This window comes from Pedobacter sp. MR2016-19 (assembly GCF_014947265.1).
In the GTDB taxonomy this organism is placed as follows: domain Bacteria; phylum Bacteroidota; class Bacteroidia; order Sphingobacteriales; family Sphingobacteriaceae; genus Pedobacter.
In genome coordinates this window covers 46496-71108 of sequence record NZ_JADCNK010000005.1, presented here as the reverse complement: position 1 = coordinate 71108, position 24613 = coordinate 46496, and the positions used below count along the sequence as shown (strand labels likewise).

At 36.4% G+C, this 24613-nt stretch carries 18 protein-coding genes and 1 riboswitch; of the genes, 9 read left to right on the top strand and 9 right to left on the bottom strand.

Annotated features, from left to right (window positions below):
- Nucleotides 1-2: 2 nt before the first annotated feature.
- Both IM793_RS09150 and IM793_RS09145 read right to left on the bottom strand, forming a co-directional pair.
- Nucleotides 3-1133: a YncE family protein gene (locus tag IM793_RS09150; protein ID WP_132397662.1), complete on the bottom strand. Its 1131-nt coding sequence runs from the start codon at nucleotides 1131-1133 to the stop codon at nucleotides 3-5.
- On the bottom strand, nucleotides 1130-3166 hold the full coding sequence (locus IM793_RS09145; RefSeq protein ID WP_193420692.1) for a TonB-dependent siderophore receptor: 2037 nt from the start codon (nucleotides 3164-3166) through the stop codon (nucleotides 1130-1132). Before IM793_RS09145 ends, IM793_RS09150 begins: the two co-directional genes overlap by 4 nt.
- A gap of 95 nt (nucleotides 3167-3261) precedes the next feature.
- Nucleotides 3262-3457: riboswitch (cobalamin riboswitch) on the bottom strand.
- 85 nt (nucleotides 3458-3542) lie between these two features.
- On the opposite strand from IM793_RS09145, the gene IM793_RS09140 reads away from it, so the two are divergent.
- Nucleotides 3543-4790 (top strand): serine hydrolase, encoded by a 1248-nt coding sequence (locus tag IM793_RS09140; protein WP_193420691.1) that lies wholly within the window; start codon nucleotides 3543-3545, stop codon nucleotides 4788-4790.
- A gap of 111 nt (nucleotides 4791-4901) precedes the next feature.
- Complete coding sequence (locus IM793_RS09135) at nucleotides 4902-6305, top strand: sigma-54 dependent transcriptional regulator (RefSeq protein WP_193420690.1); 1404 nt, start codon at nucleotides 4902-4904, stop codon at nucleotides 6303-6305.
- Nucleotides 6306-6427: 122 nt separating this feature from the next.
- Here IM793_RS09135 and IM793_RS09130 read toward each other — a convergent pair whose 3' ends face one another.
- From IM793_RS09130 to IM793_RS09105, 6 genes are all read right to left on the bottom strand, one after another.
- Nucleotides 6428-8218, bottom strand: coding sequence for a chloride channel protein (locus tag IM793_RS09130; protein ID WP_193420689.1), 1791 nt, complete (start codon nucleotides 8216-8218; stop codon nucleotides 6428-6430).
- A gap of 75 nt (nucleotides 8219-8293) precedes the next feature.
- Nucleotides 8294-9016: an RluA family pseudouridine synthase gene (locus IM793_RS09125; RefSeq protein WP_121284806.1), complete on the bottom strand. Its 723-nt coding sequence runs from the start codon at nucleotides 9014-9016 to the stop codon at nucleotides 8294-8296.
- Between the two features lie 229 nt (nucleotides 9017-9245).
- The gene (locus IM793_RS09120) at nucleotides 9246-9935 is read right to left on the bottom strand and encodes a response regulator transcription factor (protein WP_029274338.1); all 690 of its coding nucleotides are present in this window, start codon (nucleotides 9933-9935) and stop codon (nucleotides 9246-9248) included.
- Between the two features lie 103 nt (nucleotides 9936-10038).
- Nucleotides 10039-11151, bottom strand: coding sequence for a TlpA disulfide reductase family protein (locus tag IM793_RS09115; protein WP_193420688.1), 1113 nt, complete (start codon nucleotides 11149-11151; stop codon nucleotides 10039-10041).
- Entirely contained in the window at nucleotides 11151-12614 is a 1464-nt protein-coding gene (gene gatB / locus IM793_RS09110; protein ID WP_193420687.1) for an Asp-tRNA(Asn)/Glu-tRNA(Gln) amidotransferase subunit GatB, read from the bottom strand. The genes IM793_RS09115 and gatB overlap by 1 nt, the downstream gene beginning before the upstream one ends.
- Before the next feature lie 110 nt (nucleotides 12615-12724).
- On the bottom strand, nucleotides 12725-13873 hold the full coding sequence (locus IM793_RS09105) for an ATP-binding protein (RefSeq protein ID WP_227256194.1): 1149 nt from the start codon (nucleotides 13871-13873) through the stop codon (nucleotides 12725-12727).
- A gap of 353 nt (nucleotides 13874-14226) precedes the next feature.
- Here IM793_RS09105 and IM793_RS09100 point away from each other — a divergent pair, with 353 nt between their 5' ends.
- Both IM793_RS09100 and IM793_RS09095 read left to right on the top strand, forming a co-directional pair.
- Nucleotides 14227-14820: a hypothetical protein gene (locus tag IM793_RS09100; RefSeq protein WP_193420685.1), complete on the top strand. Its 594-nt coding sequence runs from the start codon at nucleotides 14227-14229 to the stop codon at nucleotides 14818-14820.
- A 123-nt stretch (nucleotides 14821-14943) separates the two neighbouring features.
- The gene (locus IM793_RS09095) at nucleotides 14944-15453 is read left to right on the top strand and encodes a hypothetical protein (protein ID WP_193420684.1); all 510 of its coding nucleotides are present in this window, start codon (nucleotides 14944-14946) and stop codon (nucleotides 15451-15453) included.
- A gap of 87 nt (nucleotides 15454-15540) precedes the next feature.
- Here IM793_RS09095 and alaS read toward each other — a convergent pair whose 3' ends face one another.
- Nucleotides 15541-18153 (bottom strand): alanine--tRNA ligase, encoded by a 2613-nt coding sequence (alaS, locus tag IM793_RS09090; protein WP_193420683.1) that lies wholly within the window; start codon nucleotides 18151-18153, stop codon nucleotides 15541-15543.
- Nucleotides 18154-18269: 116 nt separating this feature from the next.
- Between alaS and IM793_RS09085 the strand changes: the two genes are divergently transcribed.
- From IM793_RS09085 to IM793_RS09065, 5 genes are all read left to right on the top strand, one after another.
- A complete protein-coding gene (locus tag IM793_RS09085; protein ID WP_121284799.1) occupies nucleotides 18270-18605 on the top strand; it encodes a MerR family transcriptional regulator in 336 nt (111 codons plus the stop codon).
- 158 nt (nucleotides 18606-18763) lie between these two features.
- Nucleotides 18764-20995, top strand: coding sequence for a helix-hairpin-helix domain-containing protein (locus IM793_RS09080; protein ID WP_227256193.1), 2232 nt, complete (start codon nucleotides 18764-18766; stop codon nucleotides 20993-20995).
- A 3-nt stretch (nucleotides 20996-20998) separates the two neighbouring features.
- Entirely contained in the window at nucleotides 20999-23086 is a 2088-nt protein-coding gene (locus IM793_RS09075) for a ComEC/Rec2 family competence protein (protein ID WP_193420682.1), read from the top strand.
- 1 nt (nucleotide 23087) lies between these two features.
- Entirely contained in the window at nucleotides 23088-23864 is a 777-nt protein-coding gene (locus IM793_RS09070) for an enoyl-CoA hydratase/isomerase family protein (RefSeq protein WP_193420681.1), read from the top strand.
- A gap of 23 nt (nucleotides 23865-23887) precedes the next feature.
- Nucleotides 23888-24535 (top strand): DUF4412 domain-containing protein, encoded by a 648-nt coding sequence (locus tag IM793_RS09065; RefSeq protein WP_193420680.1) that lies wholly within the window; start codon nucleotides 23888-23890, stop codon nucleotides 24533-24535.
- The last annotated feature ends 78 nt before the right edge of the window (nucleotides 24536-24613 follow it).

Here is a 24613-nt window from a genome sequence, read left to right as displayed (position 1 = left end):
ATTTAATTTATAAATGCAATGTGGGCTGGGATATCGCCAGTAGTAACCGACCATTTCAGGCGGCCTTCCGGGCTGTAACAGTGTAATTTTCCGGGCGTAACATAATCTTTAGCGTCGGTTACATATACATCTTTACTGGTAGGGTTAACCGCAATTCCGTAAGGGATTTTAATGTTCTTTTCAGTACCATCCGTAATGAATTTTCGGTCCATTATCGTTTCGTCCTTTATGTTGATCATGTTATAGCTAATGTTATTTTTACCCGCTATATAGTTCCATTCTGTACTATAGATATAAGCGTAATCATCATCGATAACCAGATTACCAGCGGCAATATTGAATACCTTTTTAATTTGGTCGGTTTGGGTATCAATTACAAAAAGCTTTGAAGGGATGGTATAATAATCACCACGTGAGGTCACATACAAGTCCCCATAACGATCAGCTTTTATACGATGCAGGTTAATGGCAACTTCAATGCGTTTAATTTCTTTAAGACTAGGTAGATCGATTACCGATACGGTATGCTCATAATTCGGCGGACTATAACCACCAGAATTGGCTACATACAATTTACTACCAATAATGGCCATTTCTTCTGGCTGTCTGCCAACTTCAACATTACGGTTTATGCTGAGTGCTGCGGTATCTATCTCGGCCACAATTCCATTCGGTGCCTTCGGATCGCCAACTTTACCTAAATAAGCACTTACATAAGCTTTGCCGTTATTGAAAGTGATATAACGGCAATTGGTGATATTGATTTGTCCGATTTTCTTTCCCGTTTTCACATTCAGCACCTCAACTTTATTCGATACATTAACCACTACATAAAGCTTGCTACCATAACGTCCAATATCATTTCCCACATCGCCCAAACCTTTGGTTACATCTGGGTTTACCTCATTATATAAGTTGCGGGTATAAATGCCATTTACCAGGTCCATATAATCTAAAGAGGCCTTGTTCATGTTCATATTACCTTCGTTAACCAGGTAAAAACCTTTAATGGCAGAAGTTGGATCTGGTTCTACCTTGCTAATTTCCGAAGGCAAAGGCTGGGGATCTTTTCTACAGGCGCAAATACCCAACAATAAAACCAATATATATATCTTAGATTTTAAAGGCCTCATAATTTATAATTTAGCGTTAGCCTGTAATTTCTACCCGGCATTGGGAAATTTGGGATTAGGTCGTAGTATTGGTTAAGCAGGTTATTTACTTCGCAGTTGATATTGATACTTCCTTTTTTTAGCTTAAACTCATAACCAATGGCTGCATCATGGGTGTACCAGGGCTCCATGTAATTATAAATGTTGTTTGCCTTTTGGTTATAACGGAAACCTGTGTATATAAAGCCATAGTTTGCATGCCAGTTTTGGTAATCCAGGCGTGCTAAAAATGAACCACTGTTTTCGGGGATATAAGGAATCTGATCCTTATAATTTTCCTCCTGTTTTGAAGTCACATCGACTGCTTTTTGATAAGTGTAATTCAGTCCAACATTAACCAGTAGATTGGTAAAAGGCTCAAATGCGGTTTTGGCATTGATTTCCAAACCATGAATATCGACCAAACCGATATTGTACATAATCCAGCGGTACAGGTTTGCACCTGGTTGTGCCACAATTTTATCTTTTACCCGGTTGAAATAAACATCAGACTGGATATCAATAAACTTTAATTGCTGATTTTTGAAGTTTTTGAAATAGGTTATACCAACATCATACTGTTTAGTGTATTCAGGCTTTAAAAGCGTATTACCAATAAAAGTATAATACAGATCATTAAAAGTAGGCATCCTGAAAATGTCTTTATAAAATGCCCTGACCCTGATGTCCCGATCCTTTAAAAACTTCCACGAAAGCATTACCGTTGGACTAAAAACCTGCTTGTTACCCGCTGAAGAATATAACTTTACATGATCAATTACAGTGGTGCTCAATACATTTGCCTGGATAGTGAGCTGTTCTAGTGTTAAAGATGAACTTAACACATTTAAAAAAGTATTCCTGCTTGGGTAAGGAAAACGATAAATATTGGCATCCAAAGTCTGAAAGGTATAATCAGATGCATAAGCCACCTCCCAAACCGAACTGATTTTATATTTTCCCGATACAGATAAGTAAGCTTCCTGCTCTTTAAAGCGGTTATCTAAAAAGCCAGTGGTGGTTACATAATCAGGATCTAAATAACGCTGATAAACATAAGCGCATTTTCCATTTACAATTATGCTGAATTTATCGGATAGGTTTTTCTCTATGCTCCCCTGGATAAAGAAATCGCGGTCCCAGATTCTTTGCGTAAAATCGAATCTGTTGGCCACAATAGCTCCTGGTAATCCCCTATCTGATAAAAATGAATAAGCTTGGGCATGCCATTTTCCGTTTCTAAATTTGCCAAACAATGCGGCCTGTAAACGGAAACGTTCTACATCACCATTATTTCTTACCGCAGTGGTATCAAAAACGCCATTGGTATACCTGAATTTATATTTCCCATCGGCATGTATATATTCGGTATTGATACTGGCAATTAAATTCTCGTTAATTTTATTGCGATAAATTAAAGAAGGATTGATTAATCCAAACGATCCGCTTTTTAAACCCAGCTCAACTTGTTGTCGCTGGTTTCCTTCGAAATCAGGTTCTTTGGTTTTTAAATAAATACTACTAGCCGAAGCATAACCCTTAGCTGGAATAAGCAATTCAGGTTTTTGCCCGCTGTATAAAGCAATTTCTTCGAGATTGCTGAGCGAGAATTTCCCTAAATCTACTTGCCCGTTCTGTGCATTGCCAATCTGGATGCCGTCTAAAAAAACTGCTGTATGGTTGGTGCCTAAGCTTCGAACATTTACCGTTTTTAAACCACCTATTCCACCGTAATCTTTCAATTGTACACCCGAAAAGTAACGGATGGCATCAGCTACTGATAAACTATTGATTCTTTTCAGATCTTCGCCCGATAAGATCTGAAGCGGTGTTGGTGATTTGCTTTGCTCAGTTAAACGGTACTCCCTGATCTGAACCTCTTTCAGCTGAGTTGCTTTTTTGGTACTGTCATTTTGTGCCCAGGTATTTAAAGGCAATAAAAATCCTGTCCATAAAATGGAAGAAAATAGAAAAAACTGCATTTTGCCCGCATAGGCAGAATGTTTTTGTGTCATTTTGATTGTGAGTTTAACCCACAGCCAACAGATAGAAAAGAAATGAAAATACGAATACGTAAGTACATCACTCCTTAGCTTCAATCCCCGAAAGCTATGAAATATAATGCTAAGGCAGGTCTTCTGACTTACTCCCGGTTTTCCGGCCTTCCCATTCCGACGTGTCGGAACAGTGGCAAATTGATTGGAAATTCGTTAAGGAGCTTACAGCTGCGGGACAGTTACAGATTTACACTGTATTCCCTTTTAATTCCGGGTGTAAAACCGGAAACCAAAAGCGCTGCAAAAGTAACAAAATTAACCAATATGTAAAATGCATGAATGGAAGACAGTCTTTCTAACAGAAAAAGCTAAATTAGGAATCAAATTTCCACCCATGAAAAGGATTTTAATTATTGCATTTTCATTGATAAGCTTATCTGTTATGGCACAAAAAACCGATACTCTTTTTCTAAAAAAGCTAATGGAAAGCAAGCCTGCACTTTTTTCAGCTGTACTTAATCATCCAGGTAAAAACCAGATTCAGGTTCTTTATACCCAGGTTAACCGCGATGCAAAGAATAAACCCTCTTTTAAAGCCTTTAGTTATAATTTAGATCCTCACCATTACTTTTACCCAGCCAGCACAGTTAAGCTTGCTGCAGTCATTTTTGCTCTTGAAAAAGTGAACCTTTTGAAAAGTACCGGCTTGACGCCTTATAGTACAATGATTACTGATAGTGCATTTAAAGATCAAACAAAGGTTTTAACAGATACGAGTGCTAAAAATAAACTTCCATCAATAGCGCATTATATTAAAAAGATTTTGCTCACCAGTGATAATGATGCTTTTAACCGCTTGTTTGAATTTGTTGGAAGAGCAGAAATTAATGAAAAACTAAAAGCTAACGGGTTAAATAATAGTCATATTTTAAACCGATTGGCCATTGGCGATACAGGAGAATCGGCCAGGCACAGCAATCCCATTAAGTTTTATAATGGCGATAAATTAGTGTATGATCAACCTGCACAGTACGATCCAAAAGAATATGAATTGAAATTGACCAATCTGGTAATGGGTAAAGGCTATTTAGACAGTGCCGATAAACTGGTTAATAAACCATTTAGTTTAGCAGGAAAAAATGCCTTTGCCATCAACGATCAGCAAAAACTGATGCGGAAACTGATCTTTCCTGAAGCATTTCCTGCTAAAGATAGATTTAAACTTACTCCTGAAGACTATAAGCTAATCTACACCTATATGAGCAAATATCCAACAGAGAGCGATTATCCTAAATACAATCCTGAAGAATTCTGGCCTACTTATGCTAAAATGCTATATTATGGAAGAGCGCAGGTAACACCAGATCCAAACATCCGGATTTTTAATAAATATGGCGATAGCTATGGCTACATTATCGACAACTCTTATTTTGTTGATTTTAAAAACAGAATTGAATATTTTCTAACTGCGGTTGTTCAAAGTAACGAAGATGGAATTTTTAACGATAACAAATATGAATACGATACCGTCTGTTTCCCCTTTATGAAAAATATAGGCAAAAGCATTTATGAAGTGGAATTAAACCGCAAGAAATTGCACCAACCAGATCTGAGCAAATTTAAACTCAATTATTCCTATTGAGATTAAATGTTTAAGCCTTATCAAGTTTATTGCGTATAAATTGTATAAAAAACTATACATTAATTAAAAAATAATATATTCGCATTTCAAAAATTAAAGAATACATCTCTAATGGCTAAATTATTAATAATTGACGATGAGCGTGCGATAAGGAGTACCTTACGCGAAATTCTGGAATATGAAAATTACGATGTTGAAGATATCGATAACGGTATCGACGGCCTCGAAATGATCAAAAAAGGAAATTTCGATCTGGTTCTTTGCGATATCAAGATGAATAAGATGGATGGTATGGAAGTGCTCGAACAGGCACAGCTTATCAAGCCAGACTTGCCTTTTATTATGATATCTGGACATGGAACCGTTGAAACGGCCATCGAAGCCAGCAAAAAAGGAGCTTTCGATTTTATTTCTAAACCACCTGATTTAAACCGTTTACTGATCACTGTACGTAATGGTTTAGACCGTGGAAATTTAGTTACTGAAACCAAGGTTTTAAAGCGTAAAGCAAGTAAAACCCGCGAGATTTTAGGTGAATCTGAAAGTATTTCTAAAATTAAGGAAACCATTGAGCGTGTTGCTCCTACCGAGGCCCGTGTATTAATTACCGGTGCAAATGGTAGCGGTAAAGAACTGGTAGCGCGTTGGTTACACGAGAAATCAAACCGGGCAGATAGTCCTTTAATTGAAGTAAACTGCGCTGCTATTCCCTCAGAACTAATTGAAAGTGAATTGTTTGGTCACGAAAAAGGTTCTTTTACCTCTGCTGTTAAACAACGTATCGGTAAATTTGAACTGGCCAACAGCGGAACTTTATTTTTGGATGAGATTGGTGACATGAGCCTCTCTGCCCAGGCAAAAGTTCTACGTGCTTTGCAAGAGCATAAAATTTCGCGGGTGGGTGGTGAAAAGGAAATTGAAGTAAACGTTCGTGTTTTAGCAGCAACCAATAAAGATTTATTAAAAGAAATTGAAGATGGTAATTTCCGTATGGATTTGTATCACCGTTTAAATGTAATCAATATCCATGTTCCGCATTTAACAGAGCGTACTGATGACATCCCTGTTATTGCCCAAAACTTTTTAGAAAGCATTTGTAGTGATTATGGAATGCCGGTTAAGAAGATAAATGAAGGTGGCATGGCGGCTTTACAGGGTTTACCATGGACAGGTAACGTACGTGAGTTACACAATATGATTGAGCGTTTGATTATTTTAAGCGATAAGGTTATTACAGAAAATGATGTACGTGCCTTTGCTAATCCAGGCGGTGGTACGAACATTGGCGCCGCAACCAGTACACAGATTGCAGGTGCTGGCGGATCTAACCTGGCTTCTTCTTTCGATTCGTTTAATAATTTTCAGGATTACAAAGATTATGCGGAACGCGAATTCATCAAATTCAAGTTGGAAAAAAACAACTGGAATGTATCAAAAACAGCTGATGAAATAGATATCCAAAGAAGTCACTTATATAGTAAAATTGAAAAGTTCGGTTTAAAGAGAGCGGAATAAGTTGAACTAATTTACAAATCGTCATCTCGACTGAAGCTTAGCGAAATGGAGAGATCTATTAAATTATTTGCTAATAGATTTCTCCACTACGGTCGAAATGGCGATATCATAGGATTTAGGGGTTATCCCATATAATCATTTTGCCTCATCAGCAATGCCCTGTATTTATTAAAGATAGCTGCTTTAGAAACAAAACCTAAATATTGATTCTGTGCGGTTAACACCGGTAAAATCCATACATTATCCTGTTCCATTTTTTCTAGTACCATTTTAAGTTCATCATTTTCTTTAATGGTATTCGGTGCAGACTGAACCAAATGAGAAGCCATTAAATTTCCTTTATCAGGATGGTTGATCATCTCATTAAATAACTCTTCAATATAAATAATCCCCTTAAAATCACCCAGTTCATCGGTAACCGCACAGATATTTTTATGCGATTGCAAAATTTCATTCATTTTAACGGAAATCAGATCATTCATCTTTAACTGAGGATAACTTTTCTCGATCAGGTATTTCAGTTTCATCTGGTTTAAAACAGTGGTATCCTTATCCTCGTGAGATAATAGTTCTCCTTTATCGGCTAGTGCTTTCGTGTAAATAGAGTGTTTTTGCGAGCTGCGGTTAATGGCGTAAGAAATTGCAGTGGTAATCATCAATGGCACCATTAAAATATACCCTCCCGTAATTTCAGCGATCAGAAAAATACCTGTTAAAGGCGCATGCATAATGGAGCCCAAAGCAGCAGCCATACCAGCCACAATAAAATTAGAAACGTTAAGCTGTGCTATTCCTGACAGGTTCACCACGTAAGCAAATATAAACCCGATTAAACCACCCATAATTAAACTGGGTGCAAATGTACCTCCATTACCACCAGCACCTAAAGTAACCAAAGTCGCTATGGACTTCATGAAAATGGTTACCAAAGAAAACAACACTACTATAGCCGGAATGGTATTATAATCGGCAAAAATACTGTTGTTAATTACGGTATTATAATCGCCTTTTAATAACCCTTTTATGGTAATGTATCCTTCACCATATAGTGTTGGAAATAGAAACACCAAAGCTCCCAACATCAAACCACCAACAATCACTTTGGTATAAGGATGTTTTATTTTATAGAATAATCCTTTTACTGCATAATTTGCTTTGGTAAAATAGATGGAGAACAAACCAATAAAACAAGCCAGTATGACATAGTAAAATAAAGCATTAACCTTCCATCCTTCTGTAACCAAAAAGAAAAGCTGTTGGGTATAGAATAATCTTGCCACTACCGCTGCAGTTGCAGCTGACAACAGAAGCGGAATAAATGCAGGGATGGTAAATTCAGGCAATAGAATTTCGATGGCAAAAACAATTCCCGCTACCGGGCTATTAAATGCTCCTGCAATACCAGCTGCAGCCCCACAAGCCACCAGCATTGTAATTTCGCGGTACGATAAACCCAATACACGGCCAAGATTGGAGCCAATGGCTGAACCGCTGGTTACAATGGGTGCTTCCAAACCTGTCGATCCACCAAAACCAACCGTAACCGCTGCGGTTATAATCTGCGAATAAATATTGTGTGCTTCTACCTTACTCGATTTTTTTGAAATGGCATAAAGTAAAGGGGTTAAACCCGTTTCGAACTTCGTTTTACGGATAAAGTATTTGATGTACAGTACCGTTAAGAAAATGCCGATCATCGGAAAAATAAAATACAGATAGTATTTGTATTTCCAATGCCAATCAGACTGAAGAAATTCTTCGATGTGGTGGGTTAAACTTTTTAAAGCAGCGGCAGCCAATCCGGCCAAAATCCCAACAATTACGGCAAGGATAACTAAGAAATTACGGTTTGATATTTTAGATTTCCGGTACTGGTTAATCTTATCAAGGTAATTTACAAATCTGATGTACATTCTATTGTTTTTTAAATAGAGGGCGATGCCCAAAAGTAACAAAAACAAAGAGAGAAGCCAATTTAAAGGCCTCTTTTATGCATCAAATTTGTCCAATAATTTAATTAATGTTGCAAAATCTTTAGGGTATGGCGCATCAATCACAATATCCTGATCGTTAAGTCCCTTAAAAACCAAATGGCGGGCATGCAAAGCAAAACGTTTCATAATGGGTTGCTCCTCTTCACCCTTGGTTAATTTATAACCCCTTTTAATTGAAGAAAGAAAAACCGGTTTACCTTTATACATATCATCCCCCACAATAGCAGCCCTTTGCGTAGCCAGGTGAATACGGATTTGATGCATACGGCCTGTTATTGGCTTACATTCCACCAAAGTATAGTGTTTATAATATTTTAACGAGTCGAAAATAGTCTCTGCTCTTTTGCCTTCTGCCCTATCAATGGTTACATTTTTATTGCCATCGTTCAAAATGGGCAGATCAACTGTAAGCTGGTCAAAAATTACGTGTCCATCTACTACCGCATGATAGGTTTTATTCACTTTTCTTCTTTCAAATTGCATGGAAGCATGGCGGTAAGCTTCAGGGTTTTTAGCAATAATTAAAGCACCAGAGGTTTCTTTATCCAAACGGTGACAAACCTGTGCATCATCGCTGTATTGTTTAGCCAGACGTAACACATTGGTCTCTCCAGATCCTCCTCGTTCATCGAGTGAGGCTAAAAATGGAGGTTTATTGATCACAATAAAATCGTTGTCTTCGAAAAGAATAAGGTCTTTAAAATTTGGAAATTTCAAACTGTGCTGTAATTAATGAAGCGCAAAAGTACGATTTTATTTTTTCTTACAGTCGACGTTGCCCTTAATTTATTCATCTTGCCAGCGTGGGTAATCATCCTTTCGACTGAAGCGCAGCGAAATGGAGAAATCTGAATCATCAAATTTTTCTACAGCAGTCGAAATGAAAAACAAAAAAAGCCGCCCCGATGTTTGATCAGAACGGCTTAATACCTTTAGCTTTTATAATTTAAGAAAGCTCAAACTTATAACCTACTCCTTTTACGGTTGATACATAAGTTTCACCTAATTTTTCTCTTAATTTACGGATGTGCACGTCAATGGTCCTATTGGTTACCACTACTGAATCTTCCCAGATATTTTTTAGGATCGATTCGCGTGTATATACTTTTCCTGGTTTTGACGCCAGTAAGTACAAAAGCTCAAATTCTTTTTTAGCCAGTACCACTTTGTTGCCGCCTTGAAAAACCAAATAAGCTTCACGGTCGATTACTAAATCGCCAATTTCCAATTTGTTTTCAGATACTTCTTCCGTACCAGTATTTCTTCTTAAAATAGCATTTATACGGCTAACTAAAGCACGTGGTTTAATTGGTTTTGCGATATAATCATCAGCACCTACATTAAAACCTGCAATTTCTGAATACTCTTCACTTCTGGCGGTTAAGAAAACCATAAATGTATTCTTAAACTCGGGTATTGCACGCATTAAACGGCAAGCCTCAATCCCATCCATTTTAGGCATCATAATATCCAGGATAATCAAATCCGGATGTACCTTTTTCGCAACAGTAATTCCTTCCTGGCCATTGGTAGCTGTGAAAACCTGATAACCTTCTTTTTTAAGATTATATTCAATAAGCTCCAGAATATCTGGTTCATCATCAACAATTAATATTTTCTGACCTGCGTTGTTCATAGTTAAATATTTGTTACGAAAGTAGTGTCTATGATGCAATATTTAGTTAAGTATAAGTTAAGAAATTGTTAATTACTTAAATTAGTTTAACATGGAATTTTTTTTAACGTAACGTTTTAGCTAAAAACCCTTCCAGTTCGTCGCCACGCAAGTTTTTAGCTACTATTTTTCCAGCAGGATCAACCAGATAAGAAGTTGGGATGGCTTGTACCTGATATTTTTTTACCGTTTCGCCGTTAAAGTCTTTTAATTCTGATACATGTGTCCAGGTTAATCCATCTGCTTTTACTGCTCCTAACCATGCAGCCTTATCAGTATCTAACGAAATGCCAATAATATCAAAGTTCTTATTTTTATATTTATTGTAAACTTTAACTACGTTCGGATTCTCCTGGCGGCAAGGCTGGCACCATGATGCCCAAAAATCGATCAGTACGTATTTCCCTTTATAATCTGATAAACTTACCGGTTTATTTTCTGCTGTATTAATGGTAAATGCCGGAGCAACCTGCCCCACCTGAACCGCTTTTAAAAGCGCCATCTGTTTTACAAAAGCATCAACCGTAGCATTACCTTTAATTTCTTCTTTAACTTCATCTGCAAATTTCACCAGTTCTCCTTCAAATTCTTGTGGACTTAAAGTATTCATGGCATAGAAACTGGCTAACGTACCTTTATTGTCTTTAGCAAATTTAATAATCTGTGTATTCAGTTGGTTGATATAAGATTCGTACTGAGGTTTCATCGATTCTAACACAGCGGCCCTGTTTTGAGGTTGTGTTGCCACTTTTGCTTCAAAATCGGCCTGCAATTTTTCTACCTGTTTCGCGAAATTATTTCTAATGGCATTCAGTTCTGATAATTTTTCTACCTCATTCGCTCCTGAAATTTTATACGCCATGGTTTTATCAGCCAAATCAGCCTCTAATTTAATTTCATCGCCATTTTTTGCAATTAACATAAACTCATGGTTACCTACCGATACCCTAAAGAAATCAACCGATGGAGTTTTACGGATGAATTTAAATTCACCTTTTTCTGATAAATTAGTTGAATCGATTGCAACCATATTGCTATTTTGCATGCCGTATAAAAATACTTTCTTCTCCTTACCCGGATTTTGGAAAGTTCCGTCAATCGTAAAGCTATCTTTAGATTTACATGCAGTGAAGGCAATCGCGATCAGCATGATCAGGCTCAATTGTTTTAGTCTCATTATTTCAGTTTTTCAAGTATTAATTCATTTATTTTTTTAGCATCGGCTTTTCCTTTGGCTAGTTTCATTACCTCACCAACAAACAAACCTAAAACGCCCTTTTTACCTTTCTTGTACGCTTCTACCTGTTGAGGGTATTTATTTAACACTTCATCAATAAAACCACTTAATTCGTCTCCATTTTCAGAAATAAGTAAGTTTAATGATTGCGCTAAATGGGTCACGTTTGCATTTTCCTCTGATTCAATAGCTGGAAACAATTGTTGAATGGCAATCTGCTGGGTGATTTTTTTATCATCAACCAAATTAATTGCCTCGGCCAACTGTTCAGGTTTTACTTTAAACCCGGCAATGCCAATCCCTTTTTCATTTAAAACAGCCCTTATTGGACCGATTAGCCAATTGATCAGGCTTTTTTTATTGTTTACAACCGGTTTGGCTGTATTAAAATAAACCAGAAGATCTAAATCCTCTGCAAATAATGCTGCATCTGCCTTGCTGATTCCAAAATCGGCAATCATTTGCTCCGAAATTTCATTTGGCAAAGCAGGCATCAATGATTTGATTTCTGCCAACCAACCATCTGAAATATGAATGGGTTGTAAATCAGGATCAGAAAAATAACGGTAATCATTGGCTTCTTCTTTGGTACGCATTGGAGAAGTAGTTCCTTTATCAGCATCAAAATTCAAGGTACTCTGAATAATCCTTCCACCATTGCTAATCACTTCTACCTGGCGGCCAAATTCGAAATCCATTGCCCTACGTACGTTACGCATCGAGTTTAGGTTTTTTACTTCGCAGCGGGTTCCAAATTCGGTAGTGCCTTGCTGGCGTATAGAAATATTGGCATCGCAACGTAAACTGCCTTCTTCCATATTGCCGTCACTTACATTTAAATGCCTTACCAGTTTCCTGATTTCGCTCAGCAATACCGAAGCTTCTTCCGAACTGCGAATATCTGGTTCGGTTACAATCTCGATTAATGGCACACCTGCACGGTTCAAATCAACCAACGAATAGTTATCGTCCTGATCATGAATGCTTTTTCCAGCGTCTTCTTCGAGGTGGATGCGATTGATTCCAACTTTCTTCTTAGAACCATCAGCCAATTGAAGTTCTAAAAAGCCATTTACACAGATTGGTTGATTATCCTGAGTAATCTGATACCCTTTTGGCAAATCAGCGTAGAAATAGTTTTTCCTGTCGAAATGATTGATCTGGTTAATGGTACAATTTAAAGCTAAACCAATACGGATAGCTTTGGCTACCACTTCTTTGTTTAATTTAGGTAAGGCTCCGGGCAGTGCCAACGAAACCGTAGATATATTTTGATTAGGTAAAGCCCCAAAAGATGCACTATCAGTAGAAAATATTTTCGTATTTGTATTTAACTGAACGTGGATCTCTAATCCTGAAATGAGTTCGAAAACAGTTTGGGGGCTTGTTTCTTGTAAAGGCATTTAAAGCTTCTTATTGTTATAAGTTTTATTAACCAAAGGTACAGTGCAATACAGATTTAATCTATGGTTAAGTATTAATGTGTCAAATATAGTTATTATTTAGTCTTTCGTTAAAAAAGGCTTGATGGAGAAATTTTTAAAAACTCTTGCCATGGCAATCCTCCGGCTCCAACTAAAAGTATTTTATCTGGCTTATACATTTTGCTAAAGGCATCCATTCCAGATGTACCTGTAACCAATCCTGTACTTTTAACTTCTATGCCGATTACTTTACCACGTTTTTCTAAAATGAAATCTACTTCATCGTTTCTGTGTCTCCAATAAAATACTTTGTAACCTTCTACAAAAGAATGATTTAATAGGTGCGAACCTATTGATGATTCGACCATTCTCCCCCATTCTGCCGGCTGTTTTCTGATCTCTTCGAAGAATTCATTTCTTTGAGCGCTTACCAAAGCATTATTATGCACCTGGAATTTTGGACTGGATGAACGTTTACGGATTACATCAGCAGCAAATTTTTCAATACCACCCAGCAAACCTGCGGTATCTAATAATTGTAAATAATGCGACAATGTTGTGGTATTACCTGCATCAGCAAGTTGGCCTAATATTTTGGTGAAAGACAGGATCTGACTGGAATACAGACAACCCAATTCAAACAAACGTTTCATTAAAGCAGGTTTGTCTACACGGGTCAGCATTAAAATATCTTTCGAAATACTGGTTTCTATCAATGCATTAGAGACATAGTTTTTCCACCGCTCTTCATCATTAATTAAGCCCGCAGAACCTGGGTAACCACCAAACCATACATATTGTTCGGCAGTAAAACCAAAAGCACTTTCCATTTCAGCAAAACTCCAATGCCCTAAATAAGTTAATTCGAATCTTCCAGCTAATGATTCAGTTAGTCCTTGTTGAATGAGCAGTCTGGAAGATCCCAATAAAACTACTTTTAAGTTTACTCCATTTCGCATGTCTTCATCCCATAAGCGCTTCACAATTTCACTCCAGTTGTCTATCTTCTGAATTTCATCAATAACAAGAAGATATTCATTAACTCCAGGTTCTTTTAGTACTTCTCTGGTATTAAACCAAATTAACTCTATCCAGGTTCTATCTGAAGCAGCAACAGCATCTGCAGACTCAAATATACAAGGCGTATCAATTTCTTTGATCAATTGACTGATCAAAGTTGTTTTGCCTATTTGCCGGGGGCCAACAAGCACCTGAATAAACCTTTTTGGTTCATTCATTACCTTTACAAGCTTCTGTAAATAAGATCTTTGGAACATTTTAAACAATTTACTCAATAAACTGAGTAAATTTACTCAATGCGTTAAGTAATTACAAATGTTACTTATTTTTAATTCTCATAATATGATTTATAAGGAAATATCATCAAATTGATTAATTAAAAATTATTTCATAAAACACTAAATATAAGTAAGTTATAATGGTTTAAACAATTTACTCAATATATTGAGTAAAATTACTCAGTTACATATTAATAGTTAAAAAAATGTTAAACGGGATTTTATAATTAAACTGCAACCAAGTATCGTAGTCTATCTAACCAAACACAAAAGAAACCTTTAATTAAAAAGTTATGAAAAAGTTAGTTTTATTTGCCGCAGTACTGATGGTTTCATTATTCGGCATCAACAATGCAAAAGCACAGGTTAGCTTAAATATTAATATTGGCTCACAGCCAGTTTGGGGACCGACAGGTTACGACCACGTAGACTATTATTATTTCCCTGATATAGATGCTTATTATTATGTTCCTTCAGGCCAATACATTTATTCGAATGGTGGACGTTGGGTTTGGACAAACAATTTACCTGCCCAATATGGGAACTTTGATTTATACCGTGCTTATAAAGTGGTAATCAACGAACCTAAACCTTATTTGAGAAATAATATATACGTAACCAGATATAGTAAATATAAAAACTATGGTGGTCGTCAAACCATTATCAGGGATAGTAGAGATACTAAGTACTATGTTGTAAAAGGACATCCTAATTATAACCAAAGGCCTGGAAGAAATGTTACTGTTATCAATAACCGCCCTAATCGTGTAGTGCGAAAAAACGTAATAAGACCTGCTCAAAATAATGGACGTCCTCAATTTAACAATGGTCGAGATAACCGCCCGGATAGGGATAACAGAAAAGGCCGTGATAACGAACGCCATTAAAATTAATATTTAGTTGTGGTTAAAGGAGTTTCGAAAGAGGCTCCTTTTTTTATATGTCTGTTACAATAGAAGTTTTGGCACAGCATTTGAATTAATGAAGTACACACAAATAAATAGATTATTATGAAAAAGCTATTCATCATTTCCGCGATTTTAGGTATCGTGGCTTTAACATCTAATCAATCTAACGCTCAGGTAAGTATCAACGTAAATATTGGCGCGCAGCCTGCATGGGTTCCCGCGGGTTATCAGAACGTTGATTATTACTATCTCCCAGAGGTACAATCTTATTATTACGTACCGCAAAGGCAGTTTGTTTATTTGAATGGCAACCGATGGACAAGATCGAGATATTTACCAGCAAGGTACAGAGGTTATGACCTGCGTCACGGGCGTAAAATTGTAATGCACGGAAATAACCCATATCGCTATTATAACATACATAGAGTAACCTATGTTAGCCGCAACAACTATTACCGTTCATCATACGGTGGTGGCGATAGGATCAGATATCGCGGTCCAAAAAATCATTACGAACCTCAGCATGTAGATCACAGACATCATGATAGAAGGGTAAATTCAGGTTTATTCTCCAGAGGACACCGGGAAAAACATGGTCATGGCAGACATTAAAACGAAAAAAGAGGCTTTTAGCCTCTTTTTTTATGGATATACCTGTTAATAAGATTGCTTCGTTGTTCCTCCTCGCAATTGACGATCTTAAGGAATAAAACTTTCTGCTTTTTCCAACACAACTTTTAATCCCGCTGGATTTTTACCGCCTGCTGTAGCATAGAAAGGCTGTCCGCCGCCGCCGCCTTGAATTTCTTTACCCAATTCGCGAACAATATTTGAAGCATTTAATCCTTTCGTCACCAGTTGATCAGAAAGCATTACCGTTATCCCTGGTTTACCATCAATTTCTGTTGTGAAAACCAGAAACAGGTTATCAACCATATCTTTCAAAGAAAAAGCCAGGTTTTTAATTGCTTCGGCACTTTGCAGATCGATGTGTTTTGCAATCAGGTTGATTCCATTAATTCCTCTTACATGGTGAACGATTTCATGTTTCAAAGTATTTACACGTTCTATTGTCGATTTTTCGATTTCCTTTTTCAGTTTTGCATTTTCATCCAATAAAGCCTGAACAGAAGCTGATAAATCTTTGCTCCCGTTTAATAAAGCTTTTAACTGTCCTAATTCTTTTCTTTGATCTAAGAAAAACTGCTCTGCTTTATCAGCGGTAATGGCTTCAATACGGCGAACACCTGCGGCAACGGCACTTTCAGAAATAATCTTGAATGAACCGATTTGTCCTGTAGCTTTTACATGTGTACCACCGCAAAGCTCTTTCGAAAAATGATCGTCAAAAGTAATCATACGAACAAAATCGCCATATTTTTCACCAAACAGAGCCGTTACACCACTTTCAATGGCATCCTGGTAAGGAACATTACGTTGTTCTTTTAACTTAATATTCTGGCGGATTTTCTGATTCACAATTACCTCAATCTGTGCTAACTCCTCGTCAGTAACTTTAGCAAAGTGAGAAAAGTCGAAACGCAGGTAATCTGCATTAACTAACGAACCTTTCTGGTTAACATGTTTGCCTAAGACCTGTTTAAGGGCTGCATGCAATAAGTGTGTGGCAGAGTGGTTATCTTCCGTTAAAACACGTTTATCTTCATCTACAACTGCCCAGAATTTGCCTTCCAGATTATCGGGTAAGATATCGGTAAAGTGAACCGTTAGTCCGTTTTCTTTTTTGGTATCGGTAATATCTACCCAAAACTGTCGACTATGGTCTTCTAAACGGCCTGTATCGCCAACCTGACCACCGCTCTCTGCATAAAAAGGCGTTTGGCGTAAAACGATCTGATATTGTTCTTTCCCTTTAGCTTTAACTTTACGGTATTTTAAAATTTCTGTTTCGATTTCTAAATCATCATAACCAACAAATTCGCTCTGCTCATCAGTATTTACGATAATCCAATCGCCCGTGTCAATGGCAGTAGCAGCACGGCTATCGTCTTTTTGTTTTTTCAATGCCTGTTCGTAGCCAACCAAATCAACACTCCAGCCTTTTTCTCTGGCCATTAATTCTGTTAAATCTACCGGAAACCCAAAGGTATCTGATAATTCGAAGGCAAAAGCTCCTTCAACCACATCATCATTGGCCTGGTATTTTTCGAAACGTTGAATTCCTGTAGATAAAGTTCTTAAGAAAGAAACTTCTTCTTCCATCACTACTTTCTGAACGAAATCCTGTTGAGAAATCAGTTCATCAAATACACCTTTAAATTGCTCAGCCAATAAAGGAACCAATTGATTCAAAAATGGCTCTTTAAAGTTTAAAAATGTATAAGCATAACGTACAGCCCGGCGTAAAATCCTGCGGATGACATAACCTGCTTTATTATTGGAAGGTAACTGACCATCGGCAATAACAAAAGAAATAGCACGGATATGATCGGCCATTACGCGCATGGCAATATCTGTTTTCTCGTCAGCACCGTATTTAATTCCAGCTTTTTCAGAGATAAATTGAATCATTGGCTGAAAAACATCGGTATCGTAGTTAGAGGTTTTTTCCTGTAAAACACGTACCAAACGTTCAAAACCCATTCCAGTATCAACATGTTTGGCGGGTAAACTTTGCAATGAACCATTTTTTAAACGGTTAAACTGCATAAATACATTATTCCAGATTTCGATTACCTGGGGATGATCTGCATTTACCAGGGAAGCACCATCAACTAAAGCTTTTTCTTCATCGGTACGGCAATCTACGTGGATTTCAGAACATGGTCCGCATGGTCCGGTATCACCCATTTCCCAGAAATTGTCTTTTTTATTTCCAGGTAAAATATGGCTTTCATCCACATATTGTTTCCAAAGGTCATAGGCTTCCTGGTCTTTTTCCAGACCTTCCTTCTCATCGCCTTCGAAATAGGTAACATATAATTTTTCTTTCGGGATTTTGTAAACCTCGGTCAATAATTCCCAACTCCAGGCAATGGCTTCTTTTTTGAAATAATCGCCGAAACTCCAATTACCCAACATTTCGAACATGGTATGGTGATAAGTATCAATCCCCACTTCTTCCAGGTCGTTATGTTTGCCCGAAACACGTAAACAGCGCTGGGTATCAGCAACACGAGAATATTTTATGGCGGCCTCCCCTAAAAACAGATCTTTAAATTGGTTCATACCCGCATTGGTAAACATTAAAGTTGGGTCGTTTTTAACCACAATCGGTGCTGAAGGAACAACATGATGTTGTTTCGATTCAAAAAAACTAAGGAATGCCTGTCTAATCTCTTTTGCTGTCATTTCAATATTATTGGAGGGAACAAAATTAAAATTTTATTGCGTTAATAAGGAAAAATCGAGCTACATTTGAATACTTTAATTAAACGATATAAAACACTCATAATCAACTACAAAATATGCCGTATAAAGAAAGAGACATTAATAAAATGTATTATACCATGGGTGAGGTGACTGAAATGTTTAATGTCAACGCATCGCAGATTCGTTTTTACGAGAAAGAATTCGATATCCTCCAACCCAAAAAAAACAAGAAAGGTAACCGCCTTTTTACACCAGAAGACATTGAAAACCTAAAAATCATTTTCAACCTGGTTGATGAAAAAGGTTTTACATTAAAAGGTGCCAAAGATTATTTGAAGAACAATAAAACAGGTGTTAGAGAGAATCAAAAGATTATTGATTCATTAGAAAAACTGAAAAGTTTTTTAGTAAATCTGGCAGAAGAACTTTAGGTACGCTATACTATTATAGTATAGATCTCTTTGCATTTATTGAAGTATTTAAGTAATTAAAAAAAATACATTTTTTGTAGTTTTTTAATTATTTCCCTATATTAGGATCACCAATACAAAATCACCCTATTTTTTATTAACCAGTTTAAACTCTGCTTATGAAAATATGGTATGTATTGTTGCCTGTTCCTTTTTCCCATTTTTTAGTTCCCAAAAAGCATTTGGGTGTTGGCTTATCTGCATTATTTTGTAGTAAGCTATCGCAAGTAAATTCCTTTAGAGGTTCCTTGTTCCGTAGCCGGGATCTGATCATTTCACGGCTAACTGACATTTATGATAAATTTATAACTGGAAGTGGTTATGCATTTAAGTTCTTAACTGTTGCCCTTGTAATGGTTGGATTTATGGCAAATGCCCAAACCAACACACAGGAAATAGCTATACGTGATATTTTGGAAAGCATGGCTGAAAACCTCCCCGATGATTACGATATGACCGAGTTGGTTGATGTGTTGGAGAAATATCGTAAACACCCAATTAACCTGAATCGCACTTCAGTAGAAGAATTAAATACTTTGGTATTCCTGTCTCCATTACAGATTGGTAATTTCTTTACCCATTTAAAGGAAAATGGTCTGCTTGCCGATGTGCTGGAATTACAAAGCATTGCTGGCTTTGATATTAAAACGATTCAAATGCTGCTCCCATTTGTAACATTAACCAATATTGCCGAATATCAGCAGCTCAGTTTTAGAAACCTCGTGCATACTGGTGAAAATGACCTGATGATGCGTTTCGCGCAAACTTTACAAAAACAAAAAGGTTATACTGATTTACCAGGCAACAGGTATTTAGGTTCGCCAGAGCGATTTCAGATGAGATACCGGTATCAATACAGTTCAATTCTATCGGCGGCCGTAACTTTAGATAAAGATGCAGGAGAAAAATTTATCGGTAAGCCTTTCGATTTTTATTCAGGAAATATTGCACTATTCAAATTAGGTAAATTAAAAAAATTGGTAGTTGGCGATTATACACAACAATTTGGTCAGGGCTTAACCTTATGGTCGGGTTTTTCTTTTGGTAAAGGACCTGATGTAACCAGTGTAGCTAAAAAAGATTTGGGGTTAAGGCCTTATAATTCTACAAACGAATATTCCTTTTTTAGAGGCGCTGCCGCAACGATTAATTTATTTAAGAATGTAGATATTACTCCTTTTATTTCGTTCCGCAATCTTGATGCGAGTCAAAAGTTAGATTCTGAAGGAAATTTAGTTCAGTCTACGATTAATCAAACTGGCTTGCATAGAACGCCTACTGAGATTAAGAATAAAGGTGTTTTGGCACAGCGCGTATTTGGTACAACGATTCAATATACCAAAAACGAACTTGCCGTTGGTGCAATCGCTTATCATACCAATTATAAGAATCGTTTTATTACGCAAACTGCAGCTTACGATCAGTATAGTTTCACAGGTAAATCGTTAACTAATTTGGGTTTATATTATAATTATACCTATAAAAACATGTATCTCTATGGTGAAGGAGCAAAAGGTTTGGGTGGTGGCTTTGCCTATATTAATGGAGTACTAATTAGTTTGTCGTCATCAGTTTCTGCCGCCTTAACCTATCGCAATTATGCTAAAGATTACCACAGTTTCTTTAATCAGGCAGTATCCGAATCAACCGAAGCAGTAAATGAAAGAGGATTGTATGCGGGCTTAAATGTTAACCCGAATAAACATTGGGCCTTTTCTTTCTACGGCGATTTATTTCGGTTCCCCTGGTTAAAATACCGGGTTGATGAACCTTCAAAGGGCTACGAAGTTTTAGCTCAGGCCATTTATATGCCAAGCAAAACCTTTAAAATTTTAGTTCGGTTTAAATCAGAAAATAAACAACAAAATACCGATGTGGATGTTCCTGTAAATTTTTTAGATCCTGTAAAAAGAGAAGGTTACCGGACCGAGGCAAATTGGCAACTGAACAAGAATTGGCACTTTCAAAACCGGATAGAGGTTTCTCAATATAAGAAAGGAAGTGCAAACAGGGAATTTGGGTATCTCATTTATCAGGATATTGACTATTCGCCAATGTTCGCTAAGTTAACCGGCAATATAAGGTTTGCCTATTTCAATACGCCGAGTTACAACAGTAGAATTTACGCCTACGAAGATGATGTTTTATACAGTTTTGCTTTTGGATTGTATAATGGAAGAGGTTTCAGAACCTACCTCAACCTGAAATACAACGTAATTAAAAAACTAAATGTTTGGATCCGATATGGGTTATTTGTATATAAGGACGTAGAAACAGTAGGTACTTATCTGGACGAAATTAAGGGTAATAAAAAATCGGAAGTTAAAATTCAAGTACGCTATCAATTTTAAACAATGTTTAAGACCGAGTATATTTTTGTCAGGATCTTGGTTCCTTTTATTTTGGGCATCTCTATTTTTTATTTCTTCCCGGCCTTAGCATATATTAAATGGTTGACCTTAACGCTAGTTGTTGTTTTACTAAGCATTTTATTTTTAAACGTTACTTATAAAAGATTCAATATCTATCGTTACAAAGGTGCAGTTGGTATTTTGATTTACATACTTTTTTTCAACCTTGGCAGTTTGTTTTGCCTGCTCAATAACGAAAGTTTAAACCAAAATTACTTTGCAAAAACCAATTGCAATTATTTAAAAGTTTGGGTTAACAATGAGCCTCAGCAAAGTGGCAATATTGTGCGCTTTAAAGCAAAGGTAAGATCTGGATATCAAAAAGATAAACAGATCAGCTTATCAGGACAAATGCTGCTTACCGTAAAATTAGATAGCCTTAAACCTATCCAACTAAAGTATGGAGACGAAATGATGATTTCGGTTAGCTATACCGAAGTGGAACCGCCATATAATCCTGCAGAATTTGACTTTAAAGCCTGGCTAGGCAGTCAGAATATTTATCATCAGGCATTTATAGATCAGAATCATATTGTTAGCACCAAAAATAATGTTGGTAATCCGATTATAAAGATGGCCCTAAACTTAAGAGAAAAACAAGTAGCAAAATACAGGACATTAATTAAAAGTGATGAAGCTTTTGCTGTGGCCTCTACCCTCATTTTAGGTTACCGTGCCGATTTAAGCAAAGAAACTTTGTCGGCCTATTCCAAAACAGGAACCATTCATGCTTTATCGGTATCAGGAGCGCATGTAGCTATCATCTATGTTGTTTTAGATTTTATGTTCTTCTTTTTGAATAAGAATAGGGCATTAAGAATATTGAAACTATTACTCCTCTGTACTTTGATTTGGGGGTATGCTTTGTTAACCGGATTATCGCCTTCTGTTGTTCGCTCAGCTATAATGATCAGTATTTTAATAACGGCTAAAGTTTTATCTAAGAAAACCAATAGTTATAATGTTTTGGCCTTTTCCGCATTTTGTCAACTCATTTACAATCCATTTTTAATCTGGGATGTTGGATTTCAACTCTCCTACCTGGCGGTATTTGGACTAATTTATCTTCAGCCCAAAATCTACAATCTTCTTTATACTGAACATAATTGGATAGATAAATTATGGAGTTTCACATCCATGTCTTTAGCGGCACAAATAGTCACGTTTCCATTAAGTATTTACTATTTTCATCAATTCCCATTTTACTTTCTCTTTGCTAATCTTTTCATCACTATTCCATTAATATTAATGATGTATTTAGGGATTGTAGTATTAATCCCATCATTCGGGTTTCTGGCGCAGATTTTCGAATGGATAATAAACTTTACGAATGCTGTATTAAAATGGATTGCCAGTTTGCCATATGCCAGCTTTTCATCAATATGGATTAATATGCCTGAATTTGCCTTGTTGAGCCTTTCGCTAGGATTGTTTATTTATGCATTGACAAAATTTAACAAACAACTTTTATTCTCTTCTTTATTTCTATTTGTTTGTTATCAACTTTTGATTGTGCGCGATGATCTAAAGGTTTTTCACCAGAGAAAAATCATTTTCTTTTCCTTAAGAAAAAATTATGCTGCTGCATTTATTAATGGAAAAGAAGCTGTTTTAATTTCAGATTTAAATAGTGAAGATAAAAACTATGTTTTCTCTGTTCAACCTGCATTAGCCCAATTACAATTAAAGAAGATATATTTTATTAATTTCAAGAAAGACACTGTTTTAAGGCATTTTACATTAAAAAACAACCAGATTACATTTTTTCAATATAGGATACTCCTGGTTGATGAAAAACTGAACAATAAAAAGATAAATGGAGATGCTACCTTTTCTAGTATCTGGTTAAGCGGAAATACTAAATTTAATTTAGGCAAAATAGATACTGGTATAAAATATAAAACATCAATAATAGATGCCACTAATAAAGATTATAAAATCCAGATCTTAAAGAAGGGCATGGAGAATAATGATAAAGATGTACATGTTTTAAAGAAAAATAAAGCATATTTGGTGCAACTAACCCAATAACATGGAAAATTTGGTTTTATATCAGGTTGCTGAAAGAATAGCAACGATAACGATCAACAGACCCGAAAAGAGAAATGCGTTAAACCCTCAACTTATCGCTGAATTAACTGCCGCATTTATAAGGGCATCAGAAGATGACCAGGTAAAAGTGGTCATATTGAATGCAAATGGTGATGCTTTTAGTGCTGGTGCCGATTTAGCATATCTTCAGCAATTACAGCACAATACATTTGAAGAAAATGTGGCTGATTCTGATCGTCTAAAAAAACTCTTTACAACTATTTATTACTTGCCCAAGGTGGTTATTGCACAGGTAGAAGGTCATGCCATTGCTGGTGGCTGTGGTTTGGCAACGATATGTGATATCGTTTTTGCTACTCCTGAAAGTAATTTTGGTTATACTGAAGTGAAAATTGGTTTTGTGCCCGCTATAGTTTCTTGTTTTTTAAAACAAAAGGTGAGCGAATCCATCGTTAAGGAAATTTTACTGACTGGAAAAACTTTCTCTGCAGAGCAGGCATTGAAATATAATTTGATAAATTTTGTAACAAATTCATTCGATATTCATCAAAGGGTAAGAAAATTTGCATTAAGTTTGTGCAGCGGGAGCTCTGGTAATTCGTTAATGATTACGAAACAATTGATTACGCAAACAACCAATCCCCTATTGGAAAAATGCTTGGAAACAGCGGTACAGATCAATGCCCGTGTAAGAGAAAGTGAGGATTTTAAAAAGGGGATTTCTTCGTTTTTGAAAAAAGAAAAAATTAATTGGTAAATAACTTAAACTAAAATAAAAACATGTTCAAATCAATCAAAACTAGTGTTGTAGCTTTAATCTTAGTAAGTACTGCTATAATTGCTCATGCACAAAAGAAAATTGCTGAAGGTACTTTGGTATTTGCTGTAACAGCTAATGGCGCAACAACCGACGTTAAAACTAAATTTAATGGAAACTTAACCAAAATAGAAATTGAAAATGGCCCTGCCATGGTTAACATTATTTCAAATACGGCAGAAAAAACCGGATTATTATTAATTGACGTTCCGGTAGCTCAAAAACAGTTTGCAGTAAAGGTGAGCAAAGCAGAAACAGAAGCACAGGAAGCTTTATTGCCAAAATATTCTGATTATAAAGCAACTGGTGAAAAACAAACAATTGCTGGATTAAGTGCTGAAAAATATACTTACAAAGACGATAAGGGTGGAGCTCATGAATTATGGGCAACAAAAGATGTTGATATTGCTTCAATTACCAATGGTGGTTTCTTTAAAGGCTTAGGTGCACTTCCTGTAAAATATTCTGCAGTAATTAATGGCGTAAATTCAGACCTGGTACTAAAATCTCTTTCTGAAGCCAAAGTTGGTGCCATTAGCACTGAAATTCCTGCCGGTTACGAAGTAGTAACCATGGAAGAATTGAAAGCCATGCAAGGTGGTGGTGAATAATTAACCAATTCCAGATAATTTACGGCTTTTTAACTGCCGGCTTTTTATTTAAATTAGCCGAAAAGTTAAAAAGCTTTT